Below are 20,134 nucleotides of genomic sequence, written 5' to 3'. Positions count from 1 at the left end.
CTCTTTGCACGCTTAAACATCGCTTTTTGGCATCGACACCCTCCGGCATGACCCGACATCGCGCTCTGACCTACATCCATATTGCGGCCGTGCTGTTCGGCCTGACCGGCGTTTTCGGGGAGTTGATACAAGCCAGCGCCGCCGTCATCACGCTGGGCCGGGCCGTTTTCGCGGTGATCTCGCTGGGCATTTTTGCCCGCATGCGCCGCAAGCCGCTGTTGGGCGTGCTGACGCCCGCCCAGCTATTCGTGCTGGTGCTTGCCGGCGCCTTGCTGGCGGCGCACTGGGTCACGTTCTTCATATCGGTCAAGGTGGGCGGCATCGCCATCGCCACGCTGGGTTTCGCCAGCTTCCCCGCATTCATCACGCTGTTCGAAGGCCTGCTCTTCCGAGAGCGCATTCGCGCCGCCGAATGGATGTTGCTGGGTCTGGTCACCGCTGGCCTCATCCTGGTGACGCCGTCTTTCGATCTGGCTGACCAGGGCACCATTGGCCTGGCGTGGGGCCTGCTGTCCGGGCTGACCTTCGCCCTGCTGGCGTTGAGCAACCGGCGTTCAGCCTCCGGCATGGACCCGATGCAGGTGGCGTGCTGGCAAAACGTGGTGGTGGCGCTGGTGATGGTGCCGTTCGCCGTTGGCCAGTTGCCCGCCCTGCCCGCGCTGGACTGGTTCTGGCTGGCCTTGCTGGGCATCTTCTGCACGGGCCTGTCGCACTACCTGTTCGTGTCCAGCCTGACCCGTCTGAACGCCCGCAGCGCAGGCTTGGTGATTGCCCTGGAACCGGTGTACGCCATCGCCTTCGCATGGGTGCTGTTCAGCCAGGAACCGACGCCCCGCATGATTGCCGGCGCCGCCCTGATCGTCGCGGCGATTGTCTGGTCGGGCCTGCGCAAAGGCGCGGTCGATGTAGAAGCGGTGGCAAAATCACAGCCTTGACAATAACTGACTAGGCAGTAAAATTCCGCCCATGAATGCCGAAACCCCCCCGCCCGCCGCCGACAACCCTATCCACTACCGCAACGACCACCGTTGCATGGGGGAAGAGAACGCGGGCTATCTCGTCAAGCTGGTCTATCACTCCCTGACCCGAATGCTGGATCAGGAGATGGCGCCGTTGGACCTTACCGCCATGCAATGGCGCCCGCTGGCCATGGTCTTTCTTGGCCGCGCCGACACCCCCGCTGAACTTGCCCGCCTGAATGACATGGACACCGGCGCCATGACTCGCGCGCTTGACCGTCTTGAGGCCAAAGGGCTGCTGCGCCGCAGTCGCAGCCAAGAAGACCGCCGCGTCGTGAAGATCGAACTGACCGAATTGGGCGAAGCCAAGGCCCGCGAAATTCCTCCTACCATCGCCCGGGCGCTGAATCACCATCTGCGGGGATTTTCCGCCGACGAAGTCACCCAGCTCATGCACTTCCTGCGCCGCATGATCGCCAACGGCTCGGCATCGGGCACGGCGCCCGAGCGCTGACGACGCTGCCCCCGTTTTAGCTACGCCCCATGCGCCTGGGGTTTTATTTGGCATAATATTTGCCTAGGCAAATACAGATCAATCAATTACTTTCAGCAAACAGTCAGGATGAAACGCCTTCTTTATACCGTATTGGTGCTTGCCCTGAGCGGTTGCGCACTGATGGAACCCGGGCCCGAACCCGTTGTAGCGCTGGATGCGGCCAAGTTGGGCTTGACCGGCCACGACACCGCCTGGCCCAACACGCAGTGGTGGCAACGCTACGGCGACCCGCAGCTCAACGCCCTGATGGACGAAGCGCTGGCCAACAACCCGTCGATGAGCGCGGCGCAAGCGCGCCTGGCCAAGGCCAATGCCGCCGTCAGCACAGCCCGCGCCCCGCTTCTGCCCCGCGTGGACGCCGATTACTCACTGACCCGCGAACATTTGTCGTCCGACTACATCTACCCGGCCCCGCTGGGCGGCAGCGTCGTCAGCGATAACCGGCTGGCGCTGGACTTCAGCTATGAGCTGGACTTCTGGGGCAAGAACCGTTCGCGCCTGAAATCGGCCGTGTCGGAACGCGAGGCCGCCACCGCCGACGCGCAAGCCGCGCGCAACATGCTGGCCAGCGCCACCGTACGCGCCTACCTGAATCTGCAGAACGCCTTCGCGCAGCGCGATGTGCTCAAGCGGGTGATCGCGCAACGCGCCGATGTCTTGTCCTTGACGCAAGGCCGTTACAGCGCCGGCCTGGATACGCAGGTGGAAGTGAAGCAGGCGGAATCGTCGCTGGCTGCCGGCCAGGTGGAACTGACGCAGGCGGAAACGACGCTGGCGCAGTTGCGCAATCAGGTCGCGGCGCTGGCAGGCGCCGGCCCGCAACGCGGCCAGTCGCTGGTGGCCGTGGACCTGACCGCGCCCGCGGGCGTTGTGCCCACGGCCATTCCGCTGGATCTGCTGGGCCATCGCCCCGACGTCGTGGCCTCGCGCTGGCGCGCCGAAGCCGCGCGCAGCGCCATCGACACCGCCAAAGCGGAGTTCTACCCCAACGTCAACCTGACCGCGTTTGCCGGCTTCCAGGCATTGGGCACGGGCAACCTGCTGGGTGCCGCGGCCCGCACGGCGGGCTTTGGGCCGGCCGTCACGTTGCCCATCTTCCATGGCGGCGAACTGAATGCCAACCTGGCCGGGCGCCGCGCCGACGCCGATCTGGCCGTGTCGGACTACAACCAGACCGTGCTGGACGCCGTGCATCAGGTGGCCGACGCGCTGGACGGCCTGCGCCTGCTGGAGCAGGAGCGCGCCCAACAGCGCCAGGCCCGCACCGCCATCGAAGCCGCCTACGAGCTGGCCGTAAACCGCTACAAGGCCGGTCTGGGCAACTACATCACCGTGCTTATCGCGCAAACCGGCGTGTTGACCCAGGCCCGCCTGGATACCGATTTGCGTATCCGCGCCTATCAGCTTGATGCCAACCTTGCCAACGCGCTGGGCGGCGGCTACACGCCGCCGCCACAGACGGACACCGCGCAAACCGCGCAGTCCGCCGCCGCACCGACCCCCATTCATTGAACGATCCCCGGATTCAGACGTCATGAACGCTGCCACCCCCACCGCCAACCCCGCCCGCAAACGCCTTTTGCTGCTCGCGACCGGCGTCTTCATTCTCATCGCCATCGCCTACGGCATCTGGTGGGCGCTATTCGGCGCCCATTTCGAAAGCACCGACGACGCCTACGTACACGGCAACCTGGTGCAAATTACGCCGCAGGTGCCCGGCACCGTCGTGGCCATCGAAGCCGACGATACCGAGACCGTCGCGGCTGGCCAGCCGCTGGTGCGCCTGGACCCCGCGGACACCGACGTGGCGCTGCAACAAGCGCAGGCCAGGCTGGCCCAGATGGTGCGCCAGGTCCGCACCTATTACGTTCAGAACGATGCGCTGGCCGCTGATGTGGATCTGCGCCGTGCCGACATTCTGCGCGCGCAGGCCGAACTGACCCGCGCGCAAAGCGACGTCAGCCGCCGTCAACAACTGGCCAAGTCCGGTGGTGTCAGCGGTGAAGAGATCCTGCACGCGGAAGCCGCGCTGAAGTCGGCACAATCCGGCCTGGCCCAAGCCCGCGCCGCCTTGGCCGCGTCGCAAGCCAAACTGGTGACCAACCAGGCGCTGACGCAGGGCACCACCGTTGCCAACCACCCCGACGTGCTTCAGGCCGCCGCTGGCCTGCGCAACGCCTGGTTGGCCCAATCACGTACCGTGCTGCCCGCGCCGGTGGGCGGTGTGATCGCGCGGCGCAGCGTGCAGGTCGGCCAGCGCGTGGCGCCGGGCAACGCGCTGATGACGGTCGTGCCGCTGGACCAGGTCTGGGTGGAAGCCAACTTCAAGGAAGGCCAACTGCGCAAGATGCGCATCGGCCAACCGGTCAAGATGGTGGCCGACCTGTACGGCAGCTCGGTCGTTTACCACGGTAAGGTCGCCGGGCTGGACGCCGGGACTGGCAGCGCCTTCGCGCTCTTGCCCGCCCAGAACGCCACGGGCAACTGGATCAAGGTGGTGCAGCGCGTGCCCGTGCGTATCCTGCTTGACCCCGAAGACCTGAAGTCGCACCCCCTGCGCGTCGGCCTGTCGATGGACGTGGAAGTGGATGTGGGCCCGCAGGACGGCGAAGCGCTGACACAAGCCGTGCGCAGCGAGCCGGCCTGGTCCACGCGTGCCTTCGAACCGGCGCACGATGATGTCGACGCCATGATCAAGAAGATCATCGAGGACAACCTCGCATCATGAGCACGACCGCCCAGCCCGCGGGCGCTGGCGCGCCCCCCGTGGAACCCGCCCAGCCGCCGGGCACCCACCCGCCGCTGGAAGGCGCAGCCCGCATCATCGGGTCCATCGCGCTGTCCACGGCGGTGTTCATGAACGTGCTGGATACGTCGATCGCGAACGTGTCCATCCCCACCATCTCGGGTGACCTGGGCGTCAGCACCAGCCAAGGCACTTGGGTCATCACTTCGTTCGCGGTGGCCAATGCCATCACGGTACCGCTGACCGGCTGGCTCACGCAGCGCTTCGGCCAAGTGCGCCTGTTCCTGATTTCCACGCTGCTGTTCGTACTGGCTTCGTGGCTGTGCGGCTTTGCACCATCGCTGGAAGCGCTGATCGCGTTTCGTGTTTTGCAGGGCGCGGTGGCCGGCCCGATGATCCCGCTGTCGCAAACGTTGATGCTTGCCAGCTTCCCGAAGTCCAAGGCGGGCATGGCGCTGGCCGTCTGGTCCATGACCACGCTGGTCGCGCCCGTGGCTGGGCCCTTGCTGGGCGGCTGGATTTCAGACAACTACACCTGGCCCTGGATCTTCTACATCAATGTGCCGGTGGGCCTCTTGGCCGCCTGGATCAGCTGGCGCATCTACGGCAAGCGCGAATCCATGACCCGCAAGCTGCCCATCGACAAGCTGGGCCTGGTGCTGCTGGTGGTGTGGGTTGGCGCCTTGCAGATCATGTTGGACAAGGGCAAGGAACTGGACTGGTTCGCCAGCCCCACCATCATTGCGCTGGCGGCAACCGCTTTCGTGGCCTTCGTGTTCTTTTTGATCTGGGAACTGACCGACGCCCATCCCGTGGTGGACCTGCGCCTGTTCAAGGAACGCAACTTCACCGTCGGCGCGCTGACGCTGGCCGTGGCCTACGGCGTGTTCTTCGGCAATGTGGTGCTGCTGCCGTTGTGGCTGCAAAGCAATATGGGCTACACCGCCACCTACGCCGGCCTGGTGACAGCACCGGTGGGCTTGCTGGCCATCTTGTTGACCCCCATCGTGGGCAAGATGCTGGCCACGCGCGACCCGCGCCAGATCGTGACCGTGGCGTTCCTGATCTTCGCGCTGGTGTGCTTCATGCGGGCGGGCTTCAACACCCAGACCGACGTGCGCACGCTCATGTTGCCGACCATCATCCAGGGCGCGGCCATGGCGGCGTTCTTCGTGCCGCTGACGTCCATCACCCTGTCCAGCATCGAACCGTGGCGCATTCCCGCCGCGTCCGGATTGTCGAACTTCCTGCGGTTGACGGCGGGCGCGTTCGGCACCTCGATCGCCACGACGCTGTGGGAAAACCGCGCCACCCTGCACCACTCGCAACTGACCGAGGCCGCCAAGCCCGGCCAGCAAGCGTTTGACCACACCATGAACGCCCTGCAGAACGGTCTGAGCATGTCACATCAGCAAGCATTAAGCATGGTCGACGGGCTGATCAACACGCAAGCGTTCACGATGTCGGCGGTGGATGTGTTCTATGCCTCAGCCATCATCTTCCTGATGCTGACGGGCCTGGTCTGGTTCGCGCGGCCCCGCTCTGGCAAATCGGGCGGCGGTGGTGCAGCCGAGGCCGCGGCAGGCGCGCACTGATGCGTGAATCAGGACGCGCTATGCGCGTCCTTTTTCACGAAGGCCCGCCAATCAAGCCGCTCGATGATGTCGGCCGATAACGCGCTGACGGGAGACAGGTTGAACACCGACACGCCGCGCGCCCGCCATTGCTGGGCCGCAAAGCGGAAAGACGGTTCGATCAGATGCGTGAATTTTCGCGCCAGGCGGCTGCTCTGAGGCCGGTCGCCTTCGTCGTAAAACCGCAGCCCGTTCGCAACGGTAAGGTCCAGTCCGTGCACATACACCTGCCGTGCGCCCCCGGACATCAACACCTGCAAGGCCGCATAAGCCACCGTATCAGCATCAAACACGCCCAGCGACGCGTCAAAGCTGTAACCCAGGCCCTGCTTGGCATCCAGCAATTGCACTTCAGGCGTGGCCGCGGCAATCCGCTTGAGCACCGCCGGCGCCACACTGCGCTGATAAGCGCGTTCGGAAATCAGTTCAACAATGCAGATGCGGCAGCGGATCTGATCTTGCGGGATGCCTTGCATGATGTAGCGCAGCACTTCCGGAAACACGTAGAGGGTCAGGTCGCGGCCAACGATCTCACGGACCAGTTCAATGCGTTCCCGCACAAAATTCTGGTCGATGATGCAGTAGTACTTGAATGGCAGATCGAACTTGCGCGCGAGCGCGATAGCGCCATTCACGCCCATCGCCACGCGAATATCCAACTGATCGTAGGGAATCTGCGCAACCGACGGGCCGCTGAGAATCAGATGCACCGTGTCATCGGCGCGGTCGTAGCCTTGGGCCAGCGGGGTCAAGGGCAGCGACCGGCCAAAGGCGCGAAAGCCGCTGATGGCGCCCGTGCGGTCTCGCCAGATCCGCACGAACGGCCACAAATGCTGGTTGTGCCGCTGCGTGCGCGCACGCAGTAATCGGAACAGCTTGCGCACCAAGCGGTCGGCCCGCCCACTGCCCACGTGGGCGGTGGCGGTAGAAGACATTGAATGTTCCATCAACTTGCCTGAACGGCCGACCCCCGCTAAATGCGCTTAGCCGGCCGCGATCAGCGACGCTATTGCGTCCCCCACCTCAACGGTCGATGCGCTTCCCTTCATGTCCCGCGTGCGCGGCCCATCCGCCAACACGGTTTCAATCGCTTTCACCACGGCAGCCGAGGCCTCGGGGTAACCCAGAAAATCAAGCATCAATGCGCCGCTCCAGATCTGTCCGATCGGGTTGGCGATGCCTTTGCCATAGATATCCGGCGCCGAACCGTGCACCGGCTCGAACAGCGACGGGAACTTGCGTTCGGGGTTCAGGTTGGCCGACGGCGCAATGCCAATCGTGCCCGTGCACGCCGGCCCCAGATCGGAAAGAATGTCGCCGAAAAGATTGGAAGCCACCACCACATCGAACCAATCCGGATGCTGCACGAAGTGCGCGCACAAGATATCGATATGGTATTTGTCCCAGCGCACGTCCGGATAGTTCCCGGCCATTTCAGCAACACGCTCGTCCCACCAGGGCATCGAAATCGAGATGCCGTTGGACTTGGTGGCGGCAGTCAGGTGCTTGCCGCGTTTTTGGGCCAGCTCGAATGCAAACTTCAGCACACGCTCCGCGCCAATGCGCGTGAACACGCTTTCCTGAATGACCACTTCGCGATCGGTGCCTTCGAACAGGCGGCCGCCACTATTGGAGTATTCGCCTTCGGTGTTTTCACGGACGATGAAGAAATCAATGTCGCCGGGCTTGCGGTCGGCCAGCGGCGACGGCACGCCAGGCATCAGGCGAACCGGTCGCAAATTGATGTACTGATCAAATTCGCGACGGAACTTGAACAGCGAGCCCCACAGCGCCTCGTGGTCTGGCACCGTGGCGGGCCAGCCGATCGAGCCGAAGAAAATCGCTTCGTGTTGCCCGATTTGCGCCTTCCAGTCGTCCGGCATCATCTTGCCGTGCTGCGCGTAATAGTCGCAGCTCCAGTCGAAATGATCCCACTGGAATTCGATGCCGAAGCGCGTCGCCACGGCGTCCAGCACTTTCAGCCCTTCCGGCACGACCTCTTTGCCGATACCGTCCCCTGGAATCACCGCAATCTTGTGTTTCTTAGCCACCACGTTTGTCCTTAAGGTTTCCTTTGATAGACCGCCCAGAATCATAGGCATAAACGGGCGCGACGCAACACCCCCCGTTACAAAACGAAGGGTAGCGTCCTGCCAGTGGACAGGTGGCGTCAGCGGCGGGTTTTTGAGCCCAGCAGCGATCCCAGAATGCCGCGCGTCAATTCACGCGCAATGGAACGGGCCGTGCTTTTGGCCATGGTTTGAACGACGCCGTCGCGCTTGCCCCCGCGAGGGCCGGTCGATCCGAAGAGCACGTCGTTCAAGCGGCCCATCAAACCGCCGTCGGAAGATTCGGCGGGCGCCTCGTCTTTGGGTTCCGCCTGCTTGCCGCTGGGGGAATCTGCAGGCACGGCGGCGCGACCAGCCAGGCTTTCGTAAGCGGATTCCCGGTCGATCGCCTTTTCATACTTGGCGGCCATCGGGCTGCCCTGGCGCAACAGCTGGCGCTCGGCGTCCGTCGCCGGGCCGATGCGGCTGGCCGGCGGCATCACGTAGGCACGTTCCGTCGGCATGGGGCGGCCCTTGGCGTCCAGCAAGGAAATCAGCGCCTCGCCCACCCCCAGCTCGGTAATGGCCGCTTCGATGTCCAGGCCCGGGTTCGGGCGCATCGTCTGCGCGGCGGTCTTGACGGCCTTCTGGTCGCGCGGGGTAAAAGCGCGCAAGGCATGCTGAACGCGGTTACCCAGTTGCCCCAACACGGTGTCGGGAATGTCCAGCGGATTCTGGGTCACGAAATAAACGCCCACGCCCTTGGACCGCACCAGGCGCACCACCTGTTCGATCTTGTTCAGCAGCGCGGCCGGTGCGTCGTTGAACAGCAGGTGCGCTTCATCGAAAAAGAAAACCAGCTTGGGCTGGTCCATGTCGCCCACTTCGGGCAGCTTTTCATACAGGTCGGCCAAGAGCCACAGCAGGAAAATGGCGTACAGCCGCGGCGCCTGCATCAGTTTGTCGGCGGCCAGCACGTTGACCATGCCACGCCCCTGGGCATCGGTGCGCATCAGGTCGGCCACGTCCAGCATGGGTTCGCCGAAGAACTTTTCGGCGCCCTGCGATTCCAGCGCCAGCAAGCCGCGCTGGATGGCGCCCACGCTGGCCGAGGACACATTGCCGTAGCGGGTCTTGAGCTCGGCCGAACGGTCCGCCACGTTTTGCAGCATGGCGCGCAGGTCTTTCAGGTCAAGCAACAGTTGGCCTTCGTCGTCGGCCACCTTGAATACCAGGGTCAGAACCCCTTCCTGCGTGTCGTTCAGTTCCAGGATGCGCGACAGCAGCAGTGGCCCCATATCGGTAATGGTGGCCCGCACCGGCAGGCCCTGCTCGCCAAACACGTCCCAGAGCGTGACGGGGCTGGCGCCCCACGCGGGTTCGTCCAGGCCCAGACTTTTCAGCCGCTCCACCAGCTTGGGGCTGGCCACCCCAGCTTGCGATATACCGGTCAGGTCGCCCTTCACGTCGGCCATGAACACTGGCGTGCCGATGCGTGAAAACGATTCGGCCAACACTTGCAGGGTGACGGTCTTGCCGGTGCCCGTGGCGCCGGTAATGCACCCGTGCCGGTTGGCCAAAGCGGGTAACAGGGCCAGTTCGGTCTGCGCATTCTTGGCAATGACGATGGGATTAGGCATGGGCAACGCTCCGGACCAGGAAGCCAAAAGGATGGCCAAGTGTAGAGCCTGCCGTAGTGCTTGTGCGCGTGGCAATATCGACACAGGCGTGGCCACGCCGGGGCGCTATGGCCGCCGGCACGGTAAAATGCCTTTTTTTGCAGACAAATTCTCCTGGGAAGCCATGGCCGGACACAGCAAATGGGCCAATATCCAGCACCGCAAAGGGCGTCAAGACGCCAAGCGCGGGAAGCTTTGGACCAAGATCATTCGTGAAATCACCGTGGCGGCGCGCGCCGGCGGCCCCGACCCGGACAGCAACCCCCGCTTGCGCATGGCCTGGGACAAGGCCACCGACGCCAACATGCCCAAGGACAACATCCAGCGCGCCATCCAGCGTGGCGCGGGCGGCGCTGACGGCGACGCCTACGAGGAAGTCCGCTACGAAGGCTACGGCATCGGCGGCGCGGCGGTCATCGTCGACTGCATGACCGACAACCGCACCCGCACCGTGGCGGAAGTCCGCCACGCCTTCGCCAAGAACGGCGGCAACCTTGGCCAGGAAGGCTCGGTGGCCTTCATGTTCAAGCATTGCGGCCAGTTCGTATTCGCGCCCGGCACCGCAGAAGACAAGGTCATGGAAGCCGCGCTCGATGCCGGCGCCGAAGACGTAACGACCGACGAAGAAGGCGTGATCGAAGTCGTTTGCGCGCCGGCCGACTACGCCGCCGTGCGCAAGGCTTTCGATGAAGCCGGTTTGAAAGCCGAAGTTGACGGCATCGTCATGAAGGCGCTGAACGAAACCGAACTGGCTGGCGAAGACGCCATCAAGATGCAGAAACTGCTCGACGCCCTGGAAGGCCTGGACGACGTGCAGGAAGTCTATACCACCGTCATTTTCGACGAAGCGCAGTAAATCCACGGTTCAGTGCGTTGACGGCCAATCCGTCAGCGCGCTGGAATATGAATCGGCCCCGGGCTGTCCCGGGTCCGTCGCCTTCTCCACGGGCTAGAGTGGCAACCTTCAGAATCACGCAACATGAAACTCCTGGTAATTGGCTCGGGCGGCCGCGAACATGCCCTCGCCTGGCGGCTGGCCCGCTCCCCGCGCGTACACAAGGTGTTTGTCGCCCCGGGTAACGGCGGCACGCAACGGGCCGAGCAGATGGAAAACATCGCGCTCACCAATGCCGAGGAGCTGGCCGATTTCGTCCAGCGCGAAGGAATCGCCCTGACGGTCGTTGGGCCGGAAGCGCCGCTGGCCTCGGGCGTGGTGGATGTATTCCGCGCGCGCGGCCTGAAAATCTTCGGCCCCACCAAGGCCGCCGCGCAACTGGAAAGCTCGAAGGACTACGCCAAGGCCTTCATGGTCCGGCACAACATCCCCACCGCGCGCTACGCCACCTTCACCGACCCGGTCCAGGCGCACGCCTATATTGACCAGGAAGGCGCCCCCATCGTCATCAAGGCTGACGGCCTGGCGGCCGGCAAGGGCGTCGTGGTTGCGGCCACGCTGGAAGAAGCTCATGCCGCCGTTGACGCCATGCTGGGCGACGGCTCGATGGGCGCCGCGGGCGCTCGCGTGGTCATCGAAGAATGCCTGGTGGGCGAAGAAGCCAGCTTCATCGTCATGTGCGACGGCCGCAACGTGCTGGCGCTGGCCACCAGCCAAGACCACAAGCGCCTGCAAGACGGCGACCAGGGTCCGAACACCGGCGGCATGGGCGCGTATTCGCCCGCGCCGATCGTCACGCCCGAACTGCACCACCGCATCATGCGCGAAATCATCCTGCCGACGGTGCAGGGCATGACGCGCGACGGCATCCCCTACACCGGCTTCCTGTACGCTGGCCTGATGATCGCCCCGGGCGACGACCCCGACCGCGAAATCAAGACGCTGGAATTCAACTGCCGCATGGGCGATCCGGAAACGCAGCCCATCATGATGCGCGTCAAGAGCGACCTTTTGGATGCGCTTGAGCACGCGGTGGACGGCACGCTGAACCAGGCCGACATCGTCTGGGACCGCCGCACCGCCCTGGGCGTGGTGCTGGCCTCGCACAATTACCCCAACACACCGCGCACGGGCGACGTCATCCGCGGCCTGCCCGCCGACGCCGAAGACTGCATGGTCTTCCATGCCGCCACCGAACTGGATGGTGAAGACACCAAGACCACCGGCGGCCGCGTGCTGTGCGTCACGGCCCTGGGCGATTCGGTCAAGATGGCTCGCGACCGCGTGTACGAAGCCATCGACGGCATCCATTTCGATGGCCGCCAGTACCGCAGCGACATCGGCTGGCGCGCGCTCAAGCCGTCGCAACAAAAGCCCAAGTCCAACGCGTAACCCCGGAAAGCGCTGATGAACGCCTTGCCCGTTGCCTCTGTCCGCGATTACCTCACCGGCTTGCAGGCGCGTATTGTCCAAGCGCTGGAAGCGGCGGAAGGCGGTCCCTTCCGTGCCGATGAATGGGTACGCCCGGAAGGCGGCGGCGGGCTGTCGCGCCTGCTGGAAGGCGGCAAGCTGTTCGAGCGCGCGGGCGTACTGTTCAGCCACGTCAAGGGCACCAAGCTGCCCCCGTCGGCCAGCGCCCACCGGCCCGAGCTTGCCGGCCGAGCCTGGGAAGCCATGGGCGTGTCCATGGTGCTGCACCCGCGCAACCCCTACGTGCCCACCACCCACATGAATGTGCGCATGTTCGTGGCAGCGGCCCGCCCCGGGCATGACGAACCCAACGTCTTCTGGTTCGGTGGCGGCATAGACCTGACGCCCTACTACCCTTTCGAAGATGACGCGCGGCATTTCCATACGGTCTGCCGCGACGCGCTGGCCGCCCACGGCCCTGAGTACTACCCGCGCTACAAGCGCTGGTGCGATGAGTACTTCTTCCTGAAGCACCGCAACGAAACGCGCGGCATCGGCGGCGTTTTTTTTGACGACCTGAACGCGCCTGGTTTTGACGCCTCGTTCGCGCTGACCCGCTCTGTGGGGGATGCGTTCCTGGACAGCTATCTGCCCATCGTTGAACGCCGCCGCGACATGGCTTACGGCGAACGCGAACGCGACTTCCAGGCTTACCGCCGTGGCCGCTACGTGGAATTCAATCTGGTGTTCGACCGCGGCACGCTGTTCGGCCTGCAATCCGGTGGCCGCACCGAATCCATCCTGCTGTCCATGCCACCCTTGGCGCAATGGCGCTACGACTGGCAGCCCGAAGCAGGCACGCCGGAAGCCGAGCTGGCCACCTACCTGACGCCGCGGGATTGGGTTTGAAGCGCATCGGTCTCCTGGGCGGCAGCTTCGACCCCGTCCATGTCGCCCATGTTGCGCTGGCAAAAAGCGCGTTGGATACGCTGGACCTGGCCGCCGTGGAACTGATCCCCGCCGGCAACCCCTGGCAGCGCGCAGCCTTGCACGCCACGGGAGAACAACGCCGTGACATGCTGGAACTGGCCATCGCCGGGCACGAAGGGCTAGCCGTCAACCCCGTCGAGATCGAACGCAGCGGCCCCACCTACACCATCGACACGCTGCGCGGCCTGCCTCAGGGCGCGCGCTATGTCTGGCTGCTGGGGGCTGATCAACTCGCCAATTTTTGCACCTGGCGTAATTGGCGTGACATCGCCAGCCTGGTGGATCTGGCCGTGGCCACTCGTCCCGGCACCCCGCTTACGCCGCCTCCGGAACTGACCGCGTGGCTGCAAGCCCAAGGCCACAGCCTGGAAGAATTGCCCTTTGCGCCCATGGCAGTGTCCGCTTCCGACATCCGTCGGCGGCTGGCTGCGGGCGAACCCACCGACGGCCTGTTGGCCCCGTCCGTCGCCGCCTATATTGCGGCGCACCAACTTTACCGATAAACCTACGCCCGCCCGGCGCAGAAAGCGCCACGGAGCCGGCATCCGCCGTCCGTCCGCGGGTTATATTTGCAGCTATGGATATAACGAAACTCCAACGCGCCGTCATCGATGCCCTCGAAGACGTCAAGGCGCAAGACATCAAGGTCTACAACACCACGCATCTGACAAGCTTGTTCGATCGCGTCGTGATTGCCAGCGCCACCTCCAACCGCCAAACCCGAGCCCTCGCCTCCAGCGTGGCCGACCGCGGCCGCGCCCTTGAACTGACCGGCATCACCATCGAAGGCGAGGACACCGGTGAATGGGTCGTCGTCGACCTTGGCGACGTCGTCGTGCACATCATGCAACCCGCCATCCGCCAGTATTACAACCTGGAAGAAATCTGGGGCGGCAAGCCGGTCCGTGTGAAACTGCTGCCGGAATCGACCCGGGTTGCGCCGATCCCCGCCGACAACGGCTACGACGACGCCGAAGCCTGAGTTCTTGCCGTGAAGCTGATTGTTGCGGCGGTGGGTACGCGAATGCCGGACTGGGTAGAGACTGCCTGGGCCGACTATGCCAAGCGCCTGCCCGCCGATTGCGCGCTGGAATTGCGCGAGATCAAGCCCGAACCCCGCACCACCGGCAAGACGCCGGCCCAGATGATGGCGGCGGAAGCCAAACGCATTGAAGCCGCATTACCCGCCGGTGCGCTTCGGCTGGCGCTGGACGAACGCGGCCGCGACCTGACCACCATGGCCTTGTCGCAAAAGCTCGAACAGTGGCGTGCGGGCGGTCAGGACGTGGCTTTTCTGGTGGGCGGCCCCGATGGCCTGGACGCCGATTTGAAGGCCTCTTGCAGCGGGCAACTGCGTTTGTCGTCGCTGACCTTGCCGCATCCCATGGTTCGCGTGGTACTGGCCGAACAGCTCTATCGCGCCTGGGCCATCATGACCAACCACCCCTACCACCGCGCCTGACCGCTGCAAGGGCGGCGCCCCACTCGATTCCGCATGCCTCACACTGCCGCCCCTGACTCTGCCCCCGCCCGCCTCTATCTGGCCTCGGCCAGCCCAAGGCGGCGTGAACTGCTAACCCAGATCGGCCTTGCGCACACCGTCCTGCTGGTGCCGGCGCCTCCCGGCGAAGACGAGCCCCAGCACGAAGGCGAAAGCGCCGCGGACTACGTTCAACGCACTGCCCGCGACAAGGCACTGCGAGGCCGCGACTGGATGCGCGCCAACAACCTGTCTGATCTGCCCCTGTTGGCCGCCGATACCACCGTCATTCTGAATGGCGTCGTGCTAGGCAAGCCCGCCGACCGCGCGGATGCTGTGCGAATCTTGCGTGCCTTGTCCGGACACGCGCATGAAGTCCGTACCGCCGTCGCAGTCTGGACCGGCGGTCAACTACTGGAAGCCGTATCCGTCACCGATGTGCACATGCGCGACTTGAGCGACGACGAAATCAGCCGCTACTGCGATAGCGGCGAGCCCTTCGGCAAGGCCGGCGCCTATGGCATCCAGGGCTTGGCCGGTACTTTCATTTCGCGCATTGCCGGCAGCTATACCGGCGTAATGGGCCTGCCACTATTCGAAACGTCGAATCTGCTGCGAGCGGCAGGTATCCAGATACCCTGAACTTAAACGGGCGTGTGGCCCAAGACGGGCGGCGTGTCGTGCGCCGGCGCTTCAGAAGCCGGCACCACAGGCGCCAACTGCCCCTCCAGCGCGGCGTGCAGTTGCTCCTGATCCAGCTCTCCTTCCCAACGCGCCACCACGACCGCGGCAGTCGCATTGCCGACCAAGTTGGTCAAGGCGCGGCATTCCGACATGAAGCGATCCACGCCCAGAATCAGCGTCATCCCCGCTATGGGCACGGACGGCACCACCGACAAGGTGGCGGCCAGGGTAATGAAACCGGCCCCCGTGACGCCCGCCGCGCCCTTGGAGCTGAGCATCGCCACGGCCAGCAGCAGGATCTGATCGCCCAGCGACAAGGGAATGTCGCAAGCCTGCGCGATGAACAGCGCGGCCATCGTCATGTAGATATTGGTGCCGTCCAGGTTGAACGAGTATCCCGTGGGCACCACCAAGCCGACTACCGACTTCGAACACCCCGCGCGTTCCATCTTCTGCATCAAGGTGGGCAAAGCGGCTTCCGATGAACTCGTGCCCAACACCAACAACAATTCTTCGCGGATGTAGCGCACCAATTTCAGGATCGAAAAACCGTTGTAACGAGCGACCAGACCCAGCACCACCACCACGAACAGCACCGACGTGGCGTAGAAGGTGCCCACCAGCATGGCCAGGTTCACAACTGACTTGATGCCGTACTTGCCGATGGTGAACGCCATCGCGCCGAACGCGCCAATGGGAGCCGCCTTCATCAGAATCGCCACCAGCTTGAAGATGGGCTGGGCCAGCGCCGTCATGAAGCTCAGAATTGGCTTGCCGCGCTCGCCCACCATGGCCAGCGCGATACCAAACAGAACCGCCACGAACAGCACCTGCAGAATATCTCCGCCCACGAACGGGCTAAAGATCGTCGTGGGGATGATGTTCATCAGGAAGCCGGTGATGGTCGAGTCGTGCGCCTTGGCCACGAAACTGGCCACGGCTTTCTGGTCCAGGGTGCTGGGGTCGATATGCATGCCCGCGCCCGGCTGAACGACATGGCTGACGACCATGCCCACAATCAGGGCCAGCGTCGAAAAAGTCAGGAAATACAGCATCGCCTTGCCGGCCACGCGCCCGACTTTTTTCAAGTCGCTCATGCCGGCGATACCCGACGCGACGGTCAGGAAGATCACGGGTGCGATGATCATCTTCACCAGCTTGATGAAGGCATCGCCCAACGGCTGCATCTGCTGGCCGAGCTCAGGCTTGAACGCCCCCAGCAACACGCCCACCACGATGGCGAAAATCACCTGCACATACAGGATTTGATAGAACTTCAGCTTGCGCACGGGTGCGCTTTGATCCACGTCGATCATCGGGTTTTGTCCCCACCAATGCCCCTAGCCCCCGCGCGGTTTGAGCGCAGCGGCGACGGGGCGTTTTCTGTTTTATGGCGTTGCGTTGTGGGCGCACGCCAATATCACCGGGCGCGGTTGTCGCTCGGCTTGTGGGTACATATGCAAGACCTGTGCCAGGCCAGCGAAATGCCAGGCGCCCGCCACAACCCATTGATAAGGCTAGGTTTTCATTTCTTATGCCGCACCCGACTGACATTAGCCTGGCGGATATCCACACAAAAGAAGGCTAGAATATGCGGAAAACCGCACAAAATGTCCAAATATTCTCCCCCCTCCCCCTCAGACGCATCGTCTTCCCCACCCACCGTGGAACTTGCGCCTGCATCGTGGCGCGTGCGAGGGCTGGGTATTCTGATAGCAGCCGCCGTCGTCGTCGGCACCTTGCATGTGGCCACGCAATGGGCGCGTGACAACGCGATCAAGAGCGCCACCGCCCTGGCCCGCAACGCGGGCCAGATCAACGCCGCGCTGCTACGCAACAACCTCGACAAATTCCGTGCCTTGCCCTTCGTCTTGACGCGAGACGTCGACGTGCGCGCAGCGCTACAGGGCGCCTCGGCTGCCCAAATAGAATCGCTGGACGACAAATTCGACACACTGGCGCGTGGCGTCGGTGCCTCCGCCATTTATCTACTGGACAAAACCGGCTTGGCAATCGCCGCCAGCAATTGGCGTGAACCGGCCACGTTCGTCGGCGTGGACTATCAATTTCGCCCCTACTTCCAACGCGCCGTCGCCAATGGCTATGCGGAGCACTTCGCCTTGGGCACCGTCAGCCACGAAGCCGGCCTTTATCTGTCTCGCCGTGTGGACGACGCCAACGGCGCCATGTTGGGTGTGATCGTATTGAAGGTGGATTTTCGTGGCCTAGAGGCTGATTGGCGGCAATCCGCCGCGCCCATCTTCGTTACCGATGAGCATGGCGTCGTACTGCTGGGCAGTGTCTCCGATTGGCGCTTCGACGTCTTGGCGCCGCTGGCGACTGACTTGGCACAAGCGCTGCGCACCAGCCTTCAGTTTGGCGACGCACGCTTTGAACCGTTGCCCGTAACGCCACGTTTGTCGCCGGTCGGCAATGGTCAGTTGGTGCGTGCCGACAGCGCCTTGCCACAGATTCCCAAAGGTGCGCCGCTGCTGCACACCACCTTGCCTGTTGCGGAAACTCCGGGCTGGACCTTGCATTTGCTGTCACCCGTGCAAACGGCCGTGAACCAAGCCACTGCCAATGCCCAGTTGGCGGCCTTGTTGGTGCAGAGCCTGTTGGCCGCGGCCATCGGCATTGTGCTGTATCGGCGTCATCGAAATCGCGAAAAGGCCGGGCAGCAAGCCGCCATCCAGGCGCAATTGGCGGCGTTGGTGAACGAACGCACAGGCCAATTGCGCGAGGTCAATGAACAACTGATGGACGAAATGGATGAACGCCAACGTACCGAGGCTCGCCTGCATACGATGCAGGACGAACTGGTGCAAGCCAGCAAGCTTGCGTTGCTGGGCCAGGTTGCCGCGGGGGTGGCTCATGAAATCAACCAACCCGTCGCGGCGATTCGGGCTTACGCAGACAATGCCACGGAATTTCTGCGCCGCAGTGACGCGCAGGCCGCAAAAGAGAATCTGGGCACCATCGCCGCACTGACCGAACGCATTGGCCATATCACAGGCGAATTGCGCGCGTTCTCACGCAAAGCCGGCAGGTCGGTAGGCCCAACCAGTCTGACAGAGGCGTTGGACGGCGCACTGTTGTTGATCGGCCCGCGCGCGCGCCGGCAAGGCGTTGCGCTTGTGCGGCCGTCTGCCGACCAGGATGTGCTTGTCCGAGCCGACCGTATCCGCTTGGAGCAGGTCTTGGTCAACTTGCTGCAAAACGCAATGGAAGCGTTGGAAGACATTCCAGATGGCCAGGTCATTGTCACCCTGCAAGACCTGGGCGCCACGGTAGAGCTTCAGGTTAGCGACAACGGCCCGGGGTTGTCGGACGACGCCAGGGCACGGCTATTCACGCCCTTTTATACGACGAAGCCGGAAGGGCTGGGCCTGGGCTTGGTCATTTGCCGTGACATCGTCGCCGAATTCGGTGGCGACCTGCGCGCGGGCCAAGCCGGTGAACCCGATTTTCCAGCCTCGGTCGGTGCCCAGAAAGGCGCCATGTTCATCCTTACGTTACGCAAGGCAGATACCGGCCACGCCCGCTCTGCCCTCTCGACATGATCCAGAACCCTGACACTTTTCCACATGCGGCTCCAGCGCATGACGATCGCGACCCCGTAGCGCCCCATGTCGTCTTCATCGACGACGATGACGAGCTGCGCCGCGCAAACGTTCAAACCCTGAAGCTGCACGGTATGGCCGTAGACGCATACGAAACCGCACGCTCTGCGCTTCCGGCCTTGCACCGCGACTTCGACGGCGTGGTCGTAACCGACATCCGCATGCCGGACATCGACGGCTTGCAACTGTTCAAGCGTCTGCGTGGTATTGACCCGGAACTGCCGGTCATCCTTATCACGGGCCATGGCGATATCGCTACGGCAGTGCAATGCATGCGCGAGGGCGCCTATGATTTTCTGGCCAAGCCCTATGCTGCCGACCGACTTACCACCGCCATCTTGCACGCTGCAGAAAAGCGTCGTCTGGTGCTGGAAAACCGTCGTCTTCGCGAAGCGGCGTTCGCGGTGCAAGCCGATGAAGTACCTTTTATCGGCACCACGCCCGCCATGCAGCGCATCAAGGAAACGCTCCGCCACATTGCGGATGCGAATGTCGATGTGCTGGTCGAGGGCGAAACGGGCACAGGCAAGGAAGTCGTGGCAACAGCGCTGCATCGACTCAGCCTCCGTCGCCATCGTGAGTTGGTCGCGATCAACTGCGGCGCGTTGCCGGAGAGCGTAATCGAAAGCGAACTCTTCGGACACGAAGCCGGGGCATTTACTGGCGCACACAAAAAGCGTGTCGGCCGGATCGAACATGCCAGCGGAGGAACCCTGTTCCTGGACGAAATCGAAAGCATGCCGCTCGCGGTGCAGGTGAAATTGCTGCGCGTGCTCGAATCTCGTCAGATCACTCCATTGGGCAGCAACGAAGTGCGTAATCTGGACCTGCGCGTCGTGGCCGCTACAAAAGAAGATCTGGGTAGTGCGGCCATCCGTGCCAAGTTCCGTGAAGACCTGTTCTACCGGCTCAATGTGGTGACAATCCGCATCCCGCCCCTACGCGAGCGCCGGGATGATATCCCCTTGTTGTTTGCTCATTATCTTGGCCATGCATCGCGCCGATTTCATCGCGACATTCCAGAGATGCCCGCCGCGGTTAAACAATACGTCATGACTCACGACTGGCCGGGCAATGTGCGCGAACTCGCTCATTTTGCCGAACGCGTCGTGCTTGGCGTGCTAAACCTGCCAGAGTCCGGTCCAACGCCTCAAGCGCATGAGGTTCTCAGCCTGCCAGAACGCATGGAAATCGTGGAAGCACAACTGATCCGCGATGCGCTCATCGCCAACCGAGGCGATGTAAAAGCCACACTGGATACCTTGGGCATTCCACGCAAGACCTTTTACGACAAACTCCAGCGCCACAGCATCGACCGTCAGCAATATCTGACGAACCCATAATAAAACGGCGGCGCATCAAACAAAAACGCCTCGCGGCATCAGCCGCGAGGCGTTTTTCAATTCATCAGTGCTGCAAAGATAAAATCT

Annotated in this window: 18 protein-coding genes; 14 read left to right on the top strand and 4 right to left on the bottom strand. The window is 63.4% G+C overall.

What is annotated here, in order from left to right; translation table 11 throughout:
- Nucleotides 1–47: 47 nt before the first annotated feature.
- The 5 genes from WBR68_RS29420 (at nucleotide 48) to WBR68_RS29400 (ending at nucleotide 5,856) form a co-directional block, all read left to right on the top strand.
- Nucleotides 48–935, top strand: coding sequence for a DMT family transporter (locus WBR68_RS29420; protein WP_050449069.1), 888 nt, complete (start codon nucleotides 48–50; stop codon nucleotides 933–935).
- Nucleotides 936–966: 31 nt separating this feature from the next.
- Nucleotides 967–1,473 carry a MarR family winged helix-turn-helix transcriptional regulator gene (locus tag WBR68_RS29415; protein ID WP_230696001.1) on the top strand — a complete coding sequence of 169 codons (507 nt, stop codon included), beginning with the start codon at nucleotides 967–969 and terminating at the stop codon, nucleotides 1,471–1,473.
- A 108-nt stretch (nucleotides 1,474–1,581) separates the two neighbouring features.
- Nucleotides 1,582–3,027 (top strand): efflux transporter outer membrane subunit, encoded by a 1,446-nt coding sequence (locus WBR68_RS29410; RefSeq protein WP_230696000.1) that lies wholly within the window; start codon nucleotides 1,582–1,584, stop codon nucleotides 3,025–3,027.
- Between the two features lie 22 nt (nucleotides 3,028–3,049).
- Entirely contained in the window at nucleotides 3,050–4,243 is a 1,194-nt protein-coding gene (locus WBR68_RS29405; RefSeq protein ID WP_230695999.1) for an HlyD family secretion protein, read from the top strand.
- Nucleotides 4,240–5,856, top strand: coding sequence for a DHA2 family efflux MFS transporter permease subunit (locus WBR68_RS29400; protein ID WP_230695998.1), 1,617 nt, complete (start codon nucleotides 4,240–4,242; stop codon nucleotides 5,854–5,856). The genes WBR68_RS29405 and WBR68_RS29400 overlap by 4 nt, the downstream gene beginning before the upstream one ends.
- A gap of 8 nt (nucleotides 5,857–5,864) precedes the next feature.
- Here the strand turns inward: WBR68_RS29400 and WBR68_RS29395 are convergent, their stop codons facing one another.
- The 3 genes from WBR68_RS29395 to WBR68_RS29385 all read right to left on the bottom strand — a co-directional run bounded on the left by WBR68_RS29395 (nucleotide 5,865) and on the right by WBR68_RS29385 (nucleotide 9,583).
- Nucleotides 5,865–6,830, bottom strand: a complete 966-nt coding sequence (locus WBR68_RS29395) for a hypothetical protein (RefSeq protein ID WP_230695997.1) — start codon at nucleotides 6,828–6,830, stop codon at nucleotides 5,865–5,867.
- 48 nt (nucleotides 6,831–6,878) lie between these two features.
- Nucleotides 6,879–7,946, bottom strand: a complete 1,068-nt coding sequence (locus WBR68_RS29390; RefSeq protein ID WP_050449097.1) for a tartrate dehydrogenase — start codon at nucleotides 7,944–7,946, stop codon at nucleotides 6,879–6,881.
- Nucleotides 7,947–8,065: 119 nt separating this feature from the next.
- Nucleotides 8,066–9,583 (bottom strand): helicase HerA-like C-terminal domain-containing protein, encoded by a 1,518-nt coding sequence (locus WBR68_RS29385; protein WP_230695996.1) that lies wholly within the window; start codon nucleotides 9,581–9,583, stop codon nucleotides 8,066–8,068.
- A 163-nt stretch (nucleotides 9,584–9,746) separates the two neighbouring features.
- Between WBR68_RS29385 and WBR68_RS29380 the strand changes: the two genes are divergently transcribed.
- From WBR68_RS29380 to WBR68_RS29350, 7 genes are all read left to right on the top strand, one after another.
- Nucleotides 9,747–10,478, top strand: a complete 732-nt coding sequence (locus WBR68_RS29380; protein ID WP_050449096.1) for a YebC/PmpR family DNA-binding transcriptional regulator — start codon at nucleotides 9,747–9,749, stop codon at nucleotides 10,476–10,478.
- Nucleotides 10,479–10,601: 123 nt separating this feature from the next.
- A complete protein-coding gene (gene purD, locus WBR68_RS29375) occupies nucleotides 10,602–11,909 on the top strand; it encodes a phosphoribosylamine--glycine ligase (RefSeq protein ID WP_230695995.1) in 1,308 nt (435 codons plus the stop codon).
- Nucleotides 11,910–11,924: 15 nt separating this feature from the next.
- Entirely contained in the window at nucleotides 11,925–12,836 is a 912-nt protein-coding gene (gene hemF / locus WBR68_RS29370; RefSeq protein WP_230695994.1) for an oxygen-dependent coproporphyrinogen oxidase, read from the top strand.
- Nucleotides 12,833–13,420 (top strand): nicotinate (nicotinamide) nucleotide adenylyltransferase, encoded by a 588-nt coding sequence (nadD, locus tag WBR68_RS29365; protein ID WP_050449095.1) that lies wholly within the window; start codon nucleotides 12,833–12,835, stop codon nucleotides 13,418–13,420. Before hemF ends, nadD begins: the two co-directional genes overlap by 4 nt.
- A 74-nt stretch (nucleotides 13,421–13,494) precedes the next feature.
- Nucleotides 13,495–13,899: a ribosome silencing factor gene (rsfS, locus tag WBR68_RS29360; protein ID WP_050449061.1), complete on the top strand. Its 405-nt coding sequence runs from the start codon at nucleotides 13,495–13,497 to the stop codon at nucleotides 13,897–13,899.
- Nucleotides 13,900–13,908: 9 nt separating this feature from the next.
- Complete coding sequence (rlmH, locus tag WBR68_RS29355) at nucleotides 13,909–14,379, top strand: 23S rRNA (pseudouridine(1915)-N(3))-methyltransferase RlmH (RefSeq protein ID WP_050449060.1); 471 nt, start codon at nucleotides 13,909–13,911, stop codon at nucleotides 14,377–14,379.
- 33 nt (nucleotides 14,380–14,412) lie between these two features.
- A complete protein-coding gene (locus tag WBR68_RS29350) occupies nucleotides 14,413–15,039 on the top strand; it encodes a Maf family protein (protein ID WP_127183951.1) in 627 nt (208 codons plus the stop codon).
- 2 nt (nucleotides 15,040–15,041) lie between these two features.
- On the opposite strand, the gene WBR68_RS29345 is transcribed toward WBR68_RS29350, so the two are convergent.
- On the bottom strand, nucleotides 15,042–16,397 hold the full coding sequence (locus WBR68_RS29345; RefSeq protein WP_050449058.1) for a dicarboxylate/amino acid:cation symporter: 1,356 nt from the start codon (nucleotides 16,395–16,397) through the stop codon (nucleotides 15,042–15,044).
- A 294-nt stretch (nucleotides 16,398–16,691) separates the two neighbouring features.
- Here WBR68_RS29345 and WBR68_RS29340 point away from each other — a divergent pair, with 294 nt between their 5' ends.
- Nucleotides 16,692–18,644: a sensor histidine kinase gene (locus WBR68_RS29340; RefSeq protein WP_230695993.1), complete on the top strand. Its 1,953-nt coding sequence runs from the start codon at nucleotides 16,692–16,694 to the stop codon at nucleotides 18,642–18,644.
- Nucleotides 18,641–20,047, top strand: a complete 1,407-nt coding sequence (locus WBR68_RS29335; RefSeq protein WP_127183948.1) for a sigma-54-dependent transcriptional regulator — start codon at nucleotides 18,641–18,643, stop codon at nucleotides 20,045–20,047. The genes WBR68_RS29340 and WBR68_RS29335 overlap by 4 nt, the downstream gene beginning before the upstream one ends.
- Nucleotides 20,048–20,134 lie beyond the last annotated feature (87 nt).

Origin of the sequence: Achromobacter sp. JD-1, assembly GCF_038594925.1 — a bacterium.
GTDB classification, from domain to species: Bacteria; Pseudomonadota; Gammaproteobacteria; order Burkholderiales; family Burkholderiaceae_B; genus Achromobacter; species Achromobacter spanius_C.
The sequence above is the reverse complement of the archived record's forward strand: the minus strand, read 5'-3'. Positions and strand labels throughout refer to the sequence as shown.